The following is a 14,984-nucleotide window of genomic DNA, read 5'->3' on the forward strand; positions in this document are numbered from 1 at the left end:
GGATCGCCCCTTGTGGAGTGACACCTGGAGTGACACCTGGAGTGACACCTGGATTGACGCGTGGAATGACACGTCGAATGACTGGTGCGAAAGGGTGAGCCAGGCGCAGCGAACGGGCGCGCGCTCCAAGAAGTTGATCTTGGTTTGGACGTGGCTCTCCCCGGTGGACCGGGTGCCGGTCAGTCCGGGGAGGTGGTGGGCAGGGCTGCGTCCCTGCCCGCGCCGGCGACCTCGTGGTCGCGGCTGACGCCGATCAGCTTGAGCTGCGTGGTGGTCACGCTGTCCCCGACGACGGCGAACGGCTGCCGTGCGCCGCCCGGGCCGTCGTGGCCCGGGTTGGCGGTGGTGGTCGGCGCGACGGGCGCGCTGGGCGCCGCGGGCAGGCCACCGCCGCCCCCGCTGCCGCCGCCACCTGTGACGCCGACGCGGGAGTTCTCGTTGTGCGCGGGCTGCGCGCCGGTGCTGCGCTGCTGCACGGGAATCAGGTGCACGACGCTCGGGTAGTGCACCAGCCCGGCCGCCTTCGGCACGGTCACCGGCGCCGGCTGCGGCACGATCACCGGCACGACGGCGCTCACCACCTCGGCGGGCTGGGCGGTCAGCTCCGGCACGGTCGCCGTGACCCCGCCGCTCACCGTCCCACCCGAGAACACCGGGCCGAGCACGTCTCCGATCGGGATCAACGGCGGTGCGTCATCCCCACTCGGCACCGTCGTGACCGGCGGCAACACGGTTCCCCCGACGTCGTCCACGGTCCCGACCACACCGGTGATCGAGTGCACGGTGGTGTCGACCAGTCCGAGTACGCCCCCGAGCAACCCGCCGAGCAGCCCATCCTGGTGCGACGGCGTGACGCGCAGCGGCGCGTCTGTGGCGCTGGGATCCGTCGCAGTGCTGGGATCGCTGGTGGTCTGGTCGGTTGCGCTGTGGTGCGTTCCGTCGCAGTCGCCGGTCTCGTGCTGCTTCGCGCCGGCGGACCCGTCAGGCCCGACCTGATCGGAGCCGGCGGTGGCGCCGCCCTGGCTCGCGCCGGTCGTGGCCCCGGAGTCGGTGCTGTCGCCGGAAACGGCGGGCGTCGCGGTCTGGTCCGACGTGCTCTCGTCGGAAGCGCTGGTGCCGGAAGCGCTCGGCTTGGCGGCGTCCGTGCCGGAAGTACTCGTGTCCGAGGCGCTCGTGCCGGAGGTGGTCTCGCCGGAAGTGCTTGTGCCGGAAGTGCCCGTTGCCGCGGCATCCGAGCCGGTGCTGCCGGTCGAACCCTTGCTGTCACCGGAAGTCCCCGCGGCACTCGAGTCCGCAGTGGACCCGGTCGAAGCGCCGTGCCACGGATGTCCGTGCGGCTCTCGACGGTGCTCCCGAGCCTCGCCGTGCCCGGTGTGCCCCGGCGCGGTCACGGCCGTGTTCCCGGATGCGTCCCCGTGCGGCTGTTCCGCCGCTTCCGCCCCGGCTCCGGCGATCAACGCGCCGAGCAGCCACCCGGCCAACGTCAACCCGCCTGCCAGCGCGATCCGCGCGGCCGGCCTCGCCAACGGGGCCGCCCACGGCCGCGGCCGGCGCACTGCAGGCACCGGAGACACAGAAGACACCGAAGCGCGGCCACTCGGAACACCGGCCGGCAGAACAACAGAAGGGGTCAGCCCGGGATCAGCGCTGCTCACGAGTGGTGCGTCGGTGCGTGCGGCTGCCATGTCGCTCACGCCACCACCACCGTCCGCGCCTGAAGCTCATGCGGCCGCCGCACGAGACTGATCCAACTGGGGTTCTTCTCCGGCCAGGTCGCAGTTCCCCCGGGGCTGCACTCTTTCTAGCACCGGTCGCGAGTGTTTCATCTTCCCTGCGTTCGATCCACCCCGTAAGGCGGAACGGACTTACCGGCTCCGGTGTCCGATCAGCCGAAGTTGATCACTGAGCGTGTGCCCGACAGGACCCTCTGCGGCCATCCGGGCGGACGCGTGCACGGTCGTTGACCTGATGTTTCACCTCGAAAACATACTCTCGGTATCGAATCACTAACGCACCGTCGACGAATCTGGAGCGTAACCGCTTCGCAACTCGTGATTCGGTAACCGCAGTGGTCAGACGAGTTGCCGCAATCGCGCGACGGCCTCGTCGATGACTTCGTTCCGCTTGCAGAACGCGAACCGCAGCAGGTGTTTCCACTCGTCCGGGTGATCTGTGAACACCTTGACGGGCACGGCCGCGACGCCGACGCGTTCGGGCAGCTCCCACGCCAGCTCCGCGGCGTCGGTGAACCCGAGTGGACGGACGTCGGCTGTCACGAAGTACGTGCCGCTGCTGGGCCGCACGGCGAAACCCGCGTCCGCGAGTCCCGCCGACAGCCGGTCGCGCTTGTCCTGCAGGCTCGTCCGCAGCTCTTCGACCCACGGCAGCTCGTGGTCCAGCGCGTACGCCACGGCCGGCTGCAGCGGGCCGCCCGAGACGAACGTGATGAACTGCTTCGCCGCCTTCACTGCGGCCACGAGCTCCGGCGACGAGCAGACCCAGCCGATCTTCCAGCCGGTGCAGTTGAACGTCTTGCCGGCGCTGGAGATCGACACCGTCCGCTCGCGCATCCCGGGCAGCGTGGCGAGCGGGATGTGGGCCGCGTCGTCGAACACGAGGTGCTCGTAGACCTCGTCGGTCACCGCGATGAGGTCGTGCTCCACGCACAGCGCCGCCACGGCCTCCAGCTGCGCGCGCGAGAACACGGTGCCGGTCGGGTTGTGCGGCGAGTTCAGCAGCACGGCGCGGGTGCGCGGCGTGATGGCGTCGCGCAGGGCGTCGAGGTCGAGCTCGAGACGCCCGTCTTCGGTCTCGACCAGGCCGATCACCCGCCGCTGGGCGCCGGCCATCGCGACGGCCGCGGCGTAGGAGTCGTAGTACGGCTCGACCACGATCACCTCGTCGCCGGCCTCCGTCAGCGCGATGAGCGCGGCCGTGATGGCCTCGGTCGCCCCCGCCGTGACCAGGACTTCCGTGTCCGGGTCGTACTCGGTGCCGTAGCGCAGCCGGTGGCGCGCGATGGCGGCGCGCAACTCGGGGCGGCCCGGGCCCGGCGGGTACTGGTTGTCGCCGCCGAACAGGGAGTTCTTCGCCGCTTCGAGCATGCCGGCGGGCCCGTCGGTGTCGGGAAAACCCTGGCCGAGGTTCACGGCGCCGTGCTTCACGGCGAGCGCCGTCATCTCGGCGAAGATCGTCGCGGTGAAGGGGCGGAGGCGGGGGACGAGAGCTGGTTCACGCACGAAAACGCATCCTCACGGACAATGGCGTCGTGGAGCAACTCACCCCAGCCAAGGTCACGCCCGCAGACCCGCCCGGTGGCGCCGCCGGTGAAGCGGAAAAACGGCGCGGCTTGCGGAGGATGAAGCAGGTCGCGCTGTCCTTCCTCCTCGGCGCCACGGTCGTCTTCCTGCTCACGAGCTGGGCGGAGTCGGCCGGCTGGCCCGCGTGGGTCGGCTACGTGAAGGCGGCGGCGGAAGCCGGCATGGTCGGCGCGCTCGCCGACTGGTTCGCCGTCACCGCGCTCTTCCGCTACCCGCTGGGCCTGCGGATCCCGCACACGGCGATCATCCCGAACAAGAAAGACCAGCTCGGCAACAGCCTGGGCGACTTCGTCGGCTCGAACTTCCTCTCCGAGGACGTGATCCGCGACAAGCTCAAGCGCGTCGAGATCTCGCGTCGCCTCGGCGGGTGGCTTTCGCAGCCGGACAACGCCGAGCGCGTGACGTCGGAGCTGGCCACGGTCGTGCGCGGCGCCGTGACGGTGCTGCGCGACGAAGACGTGCAGGCGATCATGGAACAGGCCGTGGTCAAGCGGATCGTCGACCGGCCGTGGGGCCCGCCGCTGGGCAAGATCCTCGAGGGCGTGTTCGAGGACGGCGCGCACCACAAGCTCGTGGACCTGATGTGCGACCGCGCGTACGAGTGGGTGCGCGACAACCACCAGGCGATGCTGCGGGTCGTCTCCGACCGCGCGCCGAGCTGGTCGCCGAAGTTCGTCGACGAGATGCTGGCGGACAAGGTGTACGGCGAGGTGCTGTCGTTCGCGTGGGCCGTGAAGACCGACGTGAACCACCCGATGCGCCTGGCGCTGGACAAGTTCCTCGGCGAGTTCGCGCAGGACCTGCAGAACGACCCGAAGACCATGGAGCGCGCCGAGCAGGTCAAGGGCCAGATCGTGCACCACGACGAGGTGCAGAAGCTGATCGGCAACGCGTGGGCCACGGCGAAGGAGATGCTGCTCAACGCGGCCGAGGACCCGTCGAGTGAACTGCGCCGACGCGTGCGCGCGGGCCTGCAGTCGCTGGGCGAGCGGCTGATCACGGACGACTCGCTGGCGTCGAAGGTGGACAGCTGGGTCGAGGGCGCGGCGGCGTACCTGGTGAAGAACTACTCGAAGGAGATCACCACGATCATCACCGACACCGTCGAGCGCTGGGACGCCGAGGAGACGTCGCGGAAGATCGAGCTGCAGGTCGGGCGCGACCTCCAGTTCATCCGCATCAACGGCACGGTGGTGGGCGCGTTGGCCGGCCTGGTGATCTACACGGTGGCCCAGCTGCTGTTCTGACCTGGTCTTTTCTCGGTTTTGTCGGGGTTCGTCACGGTTCTGAGGTGGCCGGAGCGTGGCTGCTCATGCGCAGCCGGTGCGTATACCACACGTGGGGGAGCTTCAAACCAGTTGTCCACAGGAAGCTGAGTTATCCCCCGGGTTATCCACAACTTTTCACGGATCTGGCCTAACACCCATCCACAAGTTGTGGGGATCCGGTGCGTCTGCACGTGCATATCTGGTGGCTGTGCACGAGTTGTCCACAGGTCCTCAGTTGTGCACACCCGTCGCGCGGGCGCGCCAGGTGCGGGCCTTCTCGCGGTTGCCGCAGACGCGCATTGAGCACCACGTGCGCGAGCGGTTGCGGGACTCGTCGTAGAAGGCTTCGAAGCAGTCGTCGGCCGGGCAGATCTTGAGCCGGACCCAGTCGCCGCGGATGGAGAGCCGGGTGGCGGCGACCAGCACCGCGGAGACGGCGGTTGTCCCCAGGAGCTGGGGTCCCTGGTTGTCGAGCGAGAACGTCAGCGGGACTTCGAGCTGCTCCACGGGGAGCCGCGGATCTCCGACGGCGGCGCGCAGCGCGTCGCGGATGGCGCGGGCTTCGTCCGCGTTGCTCGGGGAGACGCCGCGTTGGGCGGACCAGCGTTGCCACAGCCCGGGGTCGTCCAGCAGGTCCTCGCCGCGCTCGATGTCGACGGTGTTGAGGAAGTCCACCACCAGGGTCGCGTCGGTGTGCACGCAACCAGTGTACGAGCGAGGGTGGTTGCTTCGTCGGCTGATAACTCCCATACTCCGAATACTGGTTACTGGAGGGAGTCACGATCATGGGTGCTGTTCCGACATTCGGCTCGACCGTCTTCGACTGCCCGGACCCCGCCGCGCTCGCCGGCTTCTACCGCGCGGTGCTCGACTGGCCCGAACCTGACGTGCACGAGGACGGCGGCTGGGCCCGGCTCGTCAACCCGGCGGGCGGCGCTCGGCTGGAGTTCCAGCAGGTCACGGACTACCGCGCCCCCGAATGGCCCTCGGCTTCGCAACCCCAGCAGGCGCACCTCGACCTGGACGTGGCCGACCTCGAAGCCGCGCACACGCGCGTGCTCTCGCTGGGCGCCAAGCTGCTCGACGACTCGCCCTCGACCTTCCGCGTCTACGCCGATCCGGTGGGTCATCCGTTCTGCCTGTGCGCCTGCTGACGCGCCGGGCGGAATCTGCGTAGTCTCGGATGCGTGATTTGTCCGAAGTGTCAGAACCGGATGCGGACCGTCGACAAGAACGGCATCCACATCGAACAGTGCGAAGCCTGCCGGGGGATCTTCTTGGACCACGGTGAGCTGGAGCAGATCGCCGGGGCGGAGAGCTCGTACTACGGCGGGGTGCCGACGCCGCCACCGCGTTATGCGCGCGCGGACTCGCCGCGCCCGTACCGGAGCGGCCATGGGGACTCGCCTCGGCCCTACCGGGGCGGCGGGTACTCGGACTCGCCCAAGCCGTACGGGGGCGGGTACTCGGACTCCCCACGGCCCTACGGCGGCGGCCACCGCGGCTACGCCGACTCGCCTCGCCCGCACGGCCACCGCAAGCGCAGCTTCCTCGAGAACCTGTTCGACTGAGTTGCCTGTCGTCGATCCGATGAGCGGCCCGGGCTCGGCGTCGGCTCTTGACCCGGTGCCCGCCCTCGACCTGCGGATTTGTCCCGCGTGCGGCGATCGGGCCGAACGCCCGCGGGCCGAGGGTGCGGTGCTGGAGTGTGTCCTCTGTGGACATCGGTGGCCGTTCCGGCGGTTGCCGCTGTTCGCGCTGACGGGTCCGAGCGGCGCGGGCAAGTCCACGGTCGGCCCGGCGCTGGCGGCGCGGCTGGCCGGGGACGCGGTGGTGCTGGAGCAGGACGTCCTGTGGGCCGGCGCTCTCCGGGACGACATCCCGGCGTTCCGCGCGGCCTGGCTCCGCATGGCGGCGATGCTGCACCAGAACGGCCGTCCGGTCGTGCTGTGCGGCACCGTCGCCCCGCAGGAAGTCGAGCCGCTGCCGGAGCGTGTCTTCTTCTCCGACGTGCACTACCTCGCCCTCGTCGCCGACGACGCGGTCCTCCGCAAACGCTTGCGCGCCCGCCCTGCCTGGCGCGAATGGGATGAGCCGCGCATCGACGAGATGCTCGAGTTCAACCAGTGGATCCGCAGCCAGGTCCCGTACCTCGACACCACCGTCGCCTCGCTCGACGATGTGGTCACCCAGGTGGAGAAGTGGGTCAGGTCGAACCTGACCGGCTAGCGGCCGGGAAATGGCTTCGGTCTTGAACGTCCGTGGGTAACGTCCGTCCCATGAACGCGGACGACGTGATCGAGGCTCTGCTGGCGGCCGGCGTCGCGCGCTACGCGATCGACCACCCGAGCGGCACCGACCCGTCGGTCTGGGTCACGACGATCGACGGTGGCCGCATCAGCCTGGGCACGCGCGGGATGGACGAGCACGGCAACCTCGACGCCAGGGGCGCGTGGTGCTGGGCCCGCTACGACGGCCGCACCGTGATCCGCACGGGGGAGGCGCTCGATGTCGCCTGGGCCGCGGCCGAGGTGGCCAGGCAGGTGGGGATTCCGGGCTCGATCGCGGCCGAGGAATGAGCACGGCGCTCGCGCCGCTACGGACGTAGCGGCTTCAATCGGATCGACAAGCAGCGGTTGGGTCCGACCTAATTCAGCTCCCACCGAAGCCCGTCCGGCTCATCCAGCCAGAACTCCTGCCGCGAACCGTCCACGGTCAGGCCGAAGCGGTCGCGTTCCGGGCGGCCCAGGGAGTTCCACAGGACGAGGGCGCGCTCGGCGAGCTCCCACAGGCCCCGGGGGCCGCCTTCGGCGATTTCGAACGTGTCGCCGTGGGCGCGGAAGCGGGCCCACGAGCCGTCGGGGTGGGTGAGGGCGAAGGCCCCCACGTGGGGGTCGCCCGAGGAAACCGGGTTGCTCGAGCCGTCGGGGAGTTCGCGGACTGGCTGGACGCCCGGGAGTTCCAAGGAAGCGAAGAACTCGAACTGCAAGCGCGGCTTCAGCAGCAACTCGATCGGCAGCTTCGACGGTCGCCAATCCGAGGCGGCGAGCGGGGGCAGGGCAGCTGGGGCGGGAAGGCGGTGCCCGCGCAGGGGCATGAAACGACCGTCGCGAGTCAAAACCCGGCCGTGGCCCGTTGCGCCCGGACCGGCGACCAGGCGAACCAACCCCGCGCCCAGGGGCCGGTTCAACGTCGTCACGACCAACCCGCCCGGCACGGTCTGCTCGAGCCAGGCCGGCGGCACCGAAGAAGCCGAAGCCGTGCACAGCACCCGGTCGAACATGATCCCCGCCGGAAAACCCAGCGTCCCATCGCCGACTTCGCACGACGGCGCGTACCCCGCCTCCTGCAGATGTCCGCGCGCGGCCGAAACCAGTCCCGCATCGACGTCCACAGTGGACACCGAACCGGATCCGCAACGGTGGCTGAGCAAAGCCGCGTTGTACCCGGTGCCGGTGCCGATCTCCAGCACCCGCTGCCCGTCCTCCACGCGCAGCTCTTCGAGCATGATCGCCATGATCGCCGGCATGCTCGAAGAACTTGTCGGCACTCCGTCGATGGGCCCGTTGCGCCGGGCCTTCTCCCACAGGGACGAGTCGTCGTCGAGCTGCGTCACCAGGACGTCGGGGGAGTAGACGCGTTCCAGCCACCCGGGATCGTCACGGTCGACAGCCGCCCAGCCCTCGTCGACGCGCGTGAAGAACCGCGGCAGGAACACGTGGCGCGGCACGCTGCGAAAGGCGTCGACCCACTTCGGGTCGTGGAGCACGTCCTCCTCGACCAGGTGTCTGACCAGCCTGCGGCGCAACCGTTGAGTCGCCATGGGGACCACCGTAGCCGGGTGAGCGGAACCACACCCGATGGTGCAAGCAGAGTGCTTGCAATAGCTAGCACGTCCGCGTACGGTCGGAAGTGTCGCGAGGAGGTGACCGGATGACAGAACCCGGCGGGACCCAGAACCCGATGGAGAAGGTCGCGGACATCGCCTCCGACATCGGCGAGTACATCCGCCAGCAGCGGAGTTCGGCGAAGATTTCGTTGCGCCAGTTGTCGAAGCTCGCCGGCGTGTCCAATCCGTACCTGAGCCAGATCGAGCGCGGGGTCCGCAAACCCAGCGCGGAGATCCTGCAGCAGATCGCCAAAGGTCTGCGGATTTCGGCCGAAGCGCTGTACGTGCAGGCAGGAATCCTCGACGTGCCCACGGGCGGCCCGGTCGGCGACGCGATTCGCGCCGACACCGTGCTGACCGAGCGGCAGAAGCAGGTTCTGCTCGACGTCTACGAGTCCTTCCGGCGGGAGAACGCCGCCGGCACGCCCGCTGAACCGACAACCACCAAGACCACCCACGACACCACAGAGGAGTCGGCATGACCACGCCCAAGACCGAGGACGTCCGCAAGGTCGTCAGCACCGCCATCGACCAGGTCCGCACCCCGCTGCTCGCCGCGCTCGGCGCCGGCAACCTCGCGAGCCAGGCCGTGACCGACGCGGTTGCGAAGGCGCGCAAGAGCGGCGAGCACGCCCGCAAGAACCTCGAAGAGCTGCCCACCGACGTCGAGAGCCTCCGCGGCAAGTTCGACCCGGCCGAGCTGCGCAAGGTCATCGACGAGTACACCGAGGCCGCGCTCAAGCTCTACAACAAGCTGGCCGAGTCCGGCGAGCAGACCTGGGACAAGATCTCCGCGCAGCCGCAGGTGAAGAAGGCCCTCGACCAGCTCGAGGACGCGCTGACCACCGCGCAGGAGCGCGTGGACGGCCTGGCCGGCGAGACCCGCGAGCGCGTCGACGGCGTGCTGGCCAAGGTCACCAAGCGCACCCGCTCCGCCGGCGAGAAGACCGCCCGCAAGGTGACCGAGGTCGCCGACGAGACCGCCGCGGCCGTCGAGGACCTCGGCGACGACCTCGCCCACGAGACCCGCTCGGTCGCCCGCAAGGCCGCCAACCGCACGGCGCCGAAGACCGCTTCGCCCGCCCGCCGCACCACCACGACGGTCGCGAAGAAGCCGGCCACCGAGCCGAAGACCGAGAAGTAAGCCCTCGCACGACACCGCCCGCTCCCCGGCGCCACCTCGACAGGTCGGCCGCCGGGGAGCGGGCTTTGTGTGGTTGGGCAGGCAGGAGTGGGCACGGCGCGCGTCGCGGTGGCCTGCGCCGAGTCGAGCGCCAAGATCGGCAACGACCCCAGCCGGGTTCCCAGCGCGCCGTCACTGCCGGAGCCTCCGAGCAGTGAGCTGCGCCAGAACCGGCGACGGCGCGGAGGCTGAGCGCGGGCCGCAATGCGGCCGCGGGGACACACCAACACCGGCAACGCGCACGACTGGCCGCAGCCTCCGGGCACCGGCAGCCCGCCGCAAGCCAGCTCGAAGGAGCCTCCGGCGTCCGCCACACCACCGCGTCGGCAATCCGAGCCGCACGCCCGAACGCAACACCGCCACCACAAAGAGAACTACGTCACACCACCCCCGCCCTCCGGCGTCGGTGAACTGCCGGGCCACGGGCGCGTTGGGTGGTTTGCCGTAAGCTGGGGCGCGTGCTGGTTGCCGCTTGGATACTTCAGATCATCCACTGGGGCAGCGCCTTGGTCGGGCTCTTCGCCTTCGTTCACGCGCTGCTGCAGCGCTCGGACGCGTACCAGGCGGCCGACCGCAAGACCAAGCCGATCTGGTTGCTGATCACCGGCGGTGCCACGGTCGCGCTGGTCCTGTTCGGCAGCAACGTCAGCGGGGCCGGGTTCATCTTCTGGGTGCCCGCGATGGCGGCCGCGCTCGTGTACATCGTGGATGTGCGGCCGCGGCTGATCGAGGTGCAGCGGGGCAACCGCAACTGGTAGCCGCGTAGATTCTCTTGATGTGACCACCTGGACCATCGCCGGGAGCCTCACGGTCGTCCCCGCGCCCACCCGTACCGACCTGCTCGCCGAACCCGTCGCGAAGGCGCTCGCCGCCCTCGCGGAGCCCGACGCGGTCGGCGTCACAGAGATCGATCCCGAGCTCGCGGACACCGCGGCCTTCTGCGAGACGTACGGCTCGCCCCTCGACGCGTCGGCCAACTGTGTCGTCGTCGCCGGCAAGCGGGCCGGCGAGGTGCGCTTCGCGGCGGCCCTGGTGCTCGCCACCACGCGCGCCGACGTGAACGGCGTGATCAAACGCCGCCTCGACGTGCGCAAGGCGTCGTTCGCGCCCATGGACGAGGCTGTGTCCCTCACCGGCATGGAGTACGGCGGCATCACACCCGTCGGCCTGCCCGCCGAGTGGCCGATCCTCATCGACGCCCGCGTCGCCGCCGCGCCGGAGCTCGTGATCGGCAGCGGTATCCGCGGCAGCAAGCTCCTCATCTCCGGCGCCGCCCTGCAGACGCTGCCCAACGCCGAGGTCATCGAGGACCTCGCCCGGTGACTGGGCCGCACTCAGTCTGGCTCCGCTACCTCACCGGCGACGACATCGACAGCCTCGGCATCACCAACGCCGACATCGTGGGCGCCGTCGAGGACGTGCTGGTCGACCACGGCCGCGGTGACGTCGTGTTCGAGCCGCGCACGCACCTCGTGCCCGACAACGGCGGCAAGGGCCACTTCAACATCCTGCGCGGCCACCTCTCGGCCAAGCAGGTCAGCGGCGTGAAGGTGGTCGGCGACTTCGTCGGCAACTTCGAACGCGGCCTGCCCAGCGAGATGGCCCTGATCCTCCTGCTCGACCCCGAGACGGGCATGCCGCGCGCGATCGTCGACGGCACCATGATCACCGAGGCCCGCACGGGCGCGATGACGGCCGTCGGCGCGAAACACCTGGCGCGGCCCGGTTCGAAGATCCTCGGCCACGTCGGCGCGCGCGGCACGGCGTGGTGGAACGTGGTGCTGCTCGACTCGCTGTTCGACTTCGACGAGATCCGCGTGACCAGCAAGCGCCCCGAGTCCCGCGAGGACTTCGCGCAACGGCTCACCGAGCACCTCGGCAAGCAGGTCCGCGTCTGCGAAACCGCTGCCGAAACCCTCGACGGCGCCGACGTGCTCGTGGAGGCCTCCCGCCTGACCGAGCCGGAAGCGTTGGTGCGCAAGGAGTTCCTGCGGCCCGGCGCGTTCCTCGTGCCCTACGGCACCATCAGTGCCCTGGAGCTCACGCTGCTCGACGCCGTGGACAAGGTCGTGGTCGACAACTGGCGCGAGTCGCAGTCGGGCAACCCCCGCTTCGGCGCCCTGCGGCCGCACCTCAACGCCGGGCTGCTCACGGAAAGCGGCGTGCACGCCGAGATCGGCGACGTCGTCGCGGGCAACCGGCCCGGCCGCGAGAGCGACGACGAGCGCATCCTCTTCTGGCACCGCGGACTGTCCACAACGGACGTCGCTGTCGCGCACATGATCCTGCAACGCGCGGAAGCGGCGGACGTCGGCACGATGCTGCCGTACCGGTGATCGTCCGCGAACCCGCCGACGTCCTGGCGGCCGGCAGCGAGCCGGGAGAACCCCTCGAACTGCACCCGGACCTGCTCCGGCGCGTCAAAGAGAACCGCGCCGCGATGCTGGCCGTGCTCGACGCCGCCGACGGCCCGGTCTACGGCGTCAACACCGGCATGGGCCGCCTCGCCGGCGTCAAGCTCACCGCCGCCCAGCAGGCCGAGCACCAGCACAACCTGCTGGTCGGCCGCGCCGTCGGCGGCCCGCCGTGGCTGTCGGCGGAGCTCACCCGCGCGCTCCTGCTGATGCGTCTGCGCGGGTTCCTCCGGCTCGACGCCGCCGTGAGCCCCGAGCTCGTGACGTTCCTCGCCGACCGCCTCAACGACGGTTTCCTCCCCGCTGTCCCTCGCGACGGCCTCGGCAGCGCCGGCGAGATCATCCCGCTGGCGCACGCGTTCCAGACGTTCACCGGCCTCGGCTCGGTCCTGGAGGACGGTGTGCTCACGCCGGCCGCGACCGCGCTGGCCGACCGGAACACGCCGCCGCTCAAGCTCGGCCCCAAGGAAGGCGCGAGCCTCATCCAGGGCTCCCCGCTGGCCCAGGCCTACGCGTGGACGCTGTCGGGCCGCGTGCAGCAGCTGGTCGACCTGCAGACGTTGTGCGCAGCCATCTCCGTCGACGTGCTCGGCGCACCGCGTGAGGTGTACCGCTATCCGGTGGCGAACCGGCACGCCCAAGCCGTGCTGTCCGAAGTACTGTCCCTCACCAGCGGCTCCGCCGCGCGCCCGGTCGTCCAGGCGCCGGTTTCGGTGCGGGTCGGCCCGCGGGTGATCGGCTTCGTGGACCAGGTGTGCGCCGATCTCGTCGAAACGCTCCGGGAAACCTGGGTGACGCCGGACGACTCACCGTCCTTTGTGGATGGAAAGCTCGTGCCCACGACCGGCTACCACGCCGCGGAGCTCGGGCTGCGGATGGACGCGATGAAGGCCGCGCTCGTGCACGCCGGCGAGATCTCCGTGCAGCGCCTCCACCGGCTCCTCGACCCGCAGTTCAGCGGCTTGCCCCCGCAGCTGGCCGTGGACCCCGGGCCGCAGGCCGGCCTGACGCCGCTGCACAAGCGCGCGGTCGGCGAGCTGCACTCGCTGCGCCGCCTCGCCGCCCCGGCGACACCCGGCTCACTGGACACCTCCGCCGGTCAGGAGGACGTGCAGGCCTTCGCCTGGGCCGCGGGCCACGAGCTGGAAGTGGCCGTGGACCACGTCTTCGCGATCACCGCGTGCGAACTGATCGCCGGCGCGCAGGCCCGCCACCTCGCCGACGGTCCCGGCAGCCCCGGGCTCCACGCGATCTACGAGTGGATCACCGACCGCGTGCCGCCGGTCCTGGTCGACCGGCCGCTGGGCCCGGATGTCGAACGGCTCGTGGCCGCCTGTCGCCAGGCGTACTTCAACGACCTCAGGGACCTCGGCTAGTCGCGTCGAGCCGTCTGCAGCGCGACACCCTTCGGCGTCGCCCAGCGCGTCAGCAACGCGAAGATCCCTTCGCACAACAGAGCCAGGATGATCACGGCGAGCCCGCCGCCGAAGATCTCGCCGTAGCCCTGGGCGCCTTCGGCGAAGCCGTCGACGATGTAGCGGCCGAGGCCGCCGCCGTCGTTGACGATGGCGCCGATCGCGACCGTCGCCACCAGCTGCAGGAACGCCACCCGCGCACCCGCCACGATCACGGGCGAGGCCAGCGGCAGCTCCAGTTTCAGCATGATCTGCCACTCGCGATAGCCCGTGCCGCGCGCCGCGTCGATCGTCTCCTGCTCCAGCTGCACCACGCCGGCGTAGGTGTTGGTGAACAGCGGCGGCAGCGCCAGCCCGACGAGCGCGAGCAGCAGCGGCCAGAAGTCCGTGTCCGCACCCCAGCGGCTGGCCAGGAACCAGAACAGGATGATCAGGCCGAAGCTCGGGATCGCGCGGCCGATGTTCACGGCGCTGCTCGCGAGGAACGCGCCGCGGCGGTAGTGCGCGAGCCACAACGCGAGCGGGATCGTGAGCACGGCCGCGACCACCAGCGACAGTACGGAGAACCACAGGTGCTCCACCGTCCGGTACGGGACCCCCGCGGGGTCGGTCCAGCTCCACCGGTTCGGCGCCGAGAGCCACTCGCCCAGCTGCGTGAAGACGTTCATCGCGCCCGCACCTTCCGCACCCACGGCGCCAGCGCGCGCTCGCTCAGCCACAGCAACAGGTCGACGACCACCGCGAGCACCACCGACAGCACCACACCGACGATGATCGGGCTCGGGTTCGGCGTGGTCGTCTGGATGCCGGCGCGGATGAAGTACCCGAGCCCGCCCATGCCGAGCAGCGACGTCACGGTGACCAGGCCGATCGTGGTCACGGCGGCCACGCGCAGGCCCGCGATCACCACGGGCAGCGCCAGAGGCAGCTCCACCTGCCACAGCAGCCGCCCGCGCGTGAAGCCCATGCCGATCGCGGCCTCGCGCACCTCGGCGGGCACCTGCTGCACGCCCGTGACGATGTTGCGGATCAGGATCAGCAGCGTGTACGTGGCCAGCGGGATCACCGCCGTGGTGAACGTGAGCCCGAAGAACGGCACCAGCAGCGCGAACGCCCCGAGGCTCGGGATCACATACAGGGCACCGGCGGTGCCCAGCACGAACGGGTAGAACCAGCGGTAACGCAGGCAGAGCGTCGCCAGCGCCAGCGACACCACCAGGCCGATGCCCAGGGCCGTGGCCGTGAGGGCGATGTGTTCACCGAGGCGTTGGCCGATGGCGTCGGCGTTGCGCTCGACCCACCGCCACTCGAAGATCGGCCGGCTGCTCTCAGTGAGCAGCGGAGTGACCGCGGACGCATGCACCACGGAAGGTTACCCCGTTCGAGCGCTGTGATTCCGGTTGTTGAGATTCGATGCCGGTGATTCCCGGTATGTGGTTTCTGTCGTGGCTCACGGTTAGGGTCCAATCCTCTGTTCGTGACACGAGGAGTGTGG

At 70.2% G+C, this 14,984-nt stretch carries 17 protein-coding genes; 11 read left to right on the forward strand and 6 right to left on the reverse strand.

The genetic code is table 11. The features are described 5' to 3' along the window. Nucleotides 1–179: 179 nt before the first annotated feature. Together ACFY1H_RS11180 and ACFY1H_RS11185 are read right to left on the reverse strand one after the other, a co-directional pair. A complete protein-coding gene (locus ACFY1H_RS11180; RefSeq protein WP_386946167.1) occupies nucleotides 180–1,565 on the reverse strand; it encodes a hypothetical protein in 1,386 nt (461 codons plus the stop codon). Between the two features lie 507 nt (nucleotides 1,566–2,072). Beyond that, entirely contained in the window at nucleotides 2,073–3,239 is a 1,167-nt protein-coding gene (locus tag ACFY1H_RS11185; protein ID WP_386946169.1) for a pyridoxal phosphate-dependent aminotransferase, read from the reverse strand. A gap of 29 nt (nucleotides 3,240–3,268) precedes the next feature. Here ACFY1H_RS11185 and ACFY1H_RS11190 point away from each other — a divergent pair, with 29 nt between their 5' ends. After that, on the forward strand, nucleotides 3,269–4,567 hold the full coding sequence (locus ACFY1H_RS11190; RefSeq protein ID WP_386946171.1) for a DUF445 domain-containing protein: 1,299 nt from the start codon (nucleotides 3,269–3,271) through the stop codon (nucleotides 4,565–4,567). Between the two features lie 252 nt (nucleotides 4,568–4,819). On the opposite strand, the gene ACFY1H_RS11195 is transcribed toward ACFY1H_RS11190, so the two are convergent. Beyond that, on the reverse strand, nucleotides 4,820–5,287 hold the full coding sequence (locus ACFY1H_RS11195; RefSeq protein ID WP_386946173.1) for a CGNR zinc finger domain-containing protein: 468 nt from the start codon (nucleotides 5,285–5,287) through the stop codon (nucleotides 4,820–4,822). Nucleotides 5,288–5,373: 86 nt separating this feature from the next. Between ACFY1H_RS11195 and ACFY1H_RS11200 the strand changes: the two genes are divergently transcribed. From ACFY1H_RS11200 to ACFY1H_RS11215, 4 genes are read left to right on the forward strand one after another with little or no spacing between them, the layout of a single operon-like run. Beyond that, a complete protein-coding gene (locus ACFY1H_RS11200) occupies nucleotides 5,374–5,742 on the forward strand; it encodes a VOC family protein (protein WP_386946175.1) in 369 nt (122 codons plus the stop codon). Between the two features lie 60 nt (nucleotides 5,743–5,802). Beyond that, complete coding sequence (locus ACFY1H_RS11205; protein WP_386946177.1) at nucleotides 5,803–6,159, forward strand: zf-TFIIB domain-containing protein; 357 nt, start codon at nucleotides 5,803–5,805, stop codon at nucleotides 6,157–6,159. Nucleotides 6,160–6,178: 19 nt separating this feature from the next. Next, nucleotides 6,179–6,817 (forward strand): AAA family ATPase, encoded by a 639-nt coding sequence (locus ACFY1H_RS11210; RefSeq protein WP_386946179.1) that lies wholly within the window; start codon nucleotides 6,179–6,181, stop codon nucleotides 6,815–6,817. 50 nt (nucleotides 6,818–6,867) lie between these two features. Further along, on the forward strand, nucleotides 6,868–7,167 hold the full coding sequence (locus ACFY1H_RS11215) for a hypothetical protein (RefSeq protein ID WP_366577746.1): 300 nt from the start codon (nucleotides 6,868–6,870) through the stop codon (nucleotides 7,165–7,167). A gap of 68 nt (nucleotides 7,168–7,235) precedes the next feature. On the opposite strand, the gene ACFY1H_RS11220 is transcribed toward ACFY1H_RS11215, so the two are convergent. Further along, nucleotides 7,236–8,411, reverse strand: a complete 1,176-nt coding sequence (locus ACFY1H_RS11220) for a methyltransferase domain-containing protein (protein ID WP_386946181.1) — start codon at nucleotides 8,409–8,411, stop codon at nucleotides 7,236–7,238. A gap of 140 nt (nucleotides 8,412–8,551) precedes the next feature. On the opposite strand from ACFY1H_RS11220, the gene ACFY1H_RS11225 reads away from it, so the two are divergent. The 6 genes from ACFY1H_RS11225 (at nucleotide 8,552) to ACFY1H_RS11250 (ending at nucleotide 13,450) form a co-directional block, all read left to right on the forward strand. Next, complete coding sequence (locus tag ACFY1H_RS11225; protein WP_366577920.1) at nucleotides 8,552–8,959, forward strand: helix-turn-helix transcriptional regulator; 408 nt, start codon at nucleotides 8,552–8,554, stop codon at nucleotides 8,957–8,959. Next, complete coding sequence (locus ACFY1H_RS11230; protein WP_386946183.1) at nucleotides 8,956–9,621, forward strand: hypothetical protein; 666 nt, start codon at nucleotides 8,956–8,958, stop codon at nucleotides 9,619–9,621. The genes ACFY1H_RS11225 and ACFY1H_RS11230 overlap by 4 nt, the downstream gene beginning before the upstream one ends. Nucleotides 9,622–10,118: 497 nt before the next feature. Next, complete coding sequence (locus ACFY1H_RS11235; protein WP_366577752.1) at nucleotides 10,119–10,418, forward strand: DUF2516 family protein; 300 nt, start codon at nucleotides 10,119–10,121, stop codon at nucleotides 10,416–10,418. A gap of 19 nt (nucleotides 10,419–10,437) precedes the next feature. Beyond that, entirely contained in the window at nucleotides 10,438–10,983 is a 546-nt protein-coding gene (locus tag ACFY1H_RS11240; RefSeq protein ID WP_366577753.1) for a YbaK/EbsC family protein, read from the forward strand. Beyond that, the gene (locus ACFY1H_RS11245; RefSeq protein WP_386946186.1) at nucleotides 10,980–11,996 is read left to right on the forward strand and encodes an ornithine cyclodeaminase family protein; all 1,017 of its coding nucleotides are present in this window, start codon (nucleotides 10,980–10,982) and stop codon (nucleotides 11,994–11,996) included. Before ACFY1H_RS11240 ends, ACFY1H_RS11245 begins: the two co-directional genes overlap by 4 nt. Continuing rightward, complete coding sequence (locus tag ACFY1H_RS11250; RefSeq protein ID WP_386946863.1) at nucleotides 11,996–13,450, forward strand: aromatic amino acid lyase; 1,455 nt, start codon at nucleotides 11,996–11,998, stop codon at nucleotides 13,448–13,450. Before ACFY1H_RS11245 ends, ACFY1H_RS11250 begins: the two co-directional genes overlap by 1 nt. Here ACFY1H_RS11250 and ACFY1H_RS11255 read toward each other — a convergent pair. Together ACFY1H_RS11255 and ACFY1H_RS11260 are read right to left on the reverse strand one after the other, a co-directional pair. After that, nucleotides 13,447–14,157, reverse strand: coding sequence for an ABC transporter permease (locus ACFY1H_RS11255; protein WP_366577757.1), 711 nt, complete (start codon nucleotides 14,155–14,157; stop codon nucleotides 13,447–13,449). The genes ACFY1H_RS11250 and ACFY1H_RS11255 overlap by 4 nt on opposite strands. Further along, the gene (locus ACFY1H_RS11260) at nucleotides 14,154–14,852 is read right to left on the reverse strand and encodes an ABC transporter permease (protein WP_366577759.1); all 699 of its coding nucleotides are present in this window, start codon (nucleotides 14,850–14,852) and stop codon (nucleotides 14,154–14,156) included. Before ACFY1H_RS11260 ends, ACFY1H_RS11255 begins: the two co-directional genes overlap by 4 nt. Nucleotides 14,853–14,984 lie beyond the last annotated feature (132 nt).

Source organism: Amycolatopsis sp. NPDC001319, assembly GCF_042896185.1.
In the GTDB taxonomy this organism is placed as follows: Bacteria; Actinomycetota; Actinomycetes; order Mycobacteriales; family Pseudonocardiaceae; genus Amycolatopsis.

What these genes read in the sequence shown, in the direction of transcription:
- ACFY1H_RS11215 (WP_366577746.1), top strand. Translation starts at nt 6,868, where the DNA reads ATGAACGCGGACGACGTGATCGAGGCTCTGCTGGCGGCCGGCGTCGCG.
- ACFY1H_RS11205 (WP_386946177.1), top strand. Translation starts at nt 5,803, where the DNA reads ATGCGGACCGTCGACAAGAACGGCATCCACATCGAACAGTGCGAAGCC.
- ACFY1H_RS11210 (WP_386946179.1), top strand. Translation starts at nt 6,179, where the DNA reads ATGAGCGGCCCGGGCTCGGCGTCGGCTCTTGACCCGGTGCCCGCCCTC.
- ACFY1H_RS11230 (WP_386946183.1), top strand. Translation starts at nt 8,956, where the DNA reads ATGACCACGCCCAAGACCGAGGACGTCCGCAAGGTCGTCAGCACCGCC.
- ACFY1H_RS11225 (WP_366577920.1), top strand. Translation starts at nt 8,552, where the DNA reads ATGGAGAAGGTCGCGGACATCGCCTCCGACATCGGCGAGTACATCCGC.
- ACFY1H_RS11200 (WP_386946175.1), top strand. Translation starts at nt 5,374, where the DNA reads ATGGGTGCTGTTCCGACATTCGGCTCGACCGTCTTCGACTGCCCGGAC.
- ACFY1H_RS11255 (WP_366577757.1), bottom strand. Translation starts at nt 14,157, where the DNA reads ATGAACGTCTTCACGCAGCTGGGCGAGTGGCTCTCGGCGCCGAACCGG.
- ACFY1H_RS11220 (WP_386946181.1), bottom strand. Translation starts at nt 8,411, where the DNA reads ATGGCGACTCAACGGTTGCGCCGCAGGCTGGTCAGACACCTGGTCGAG.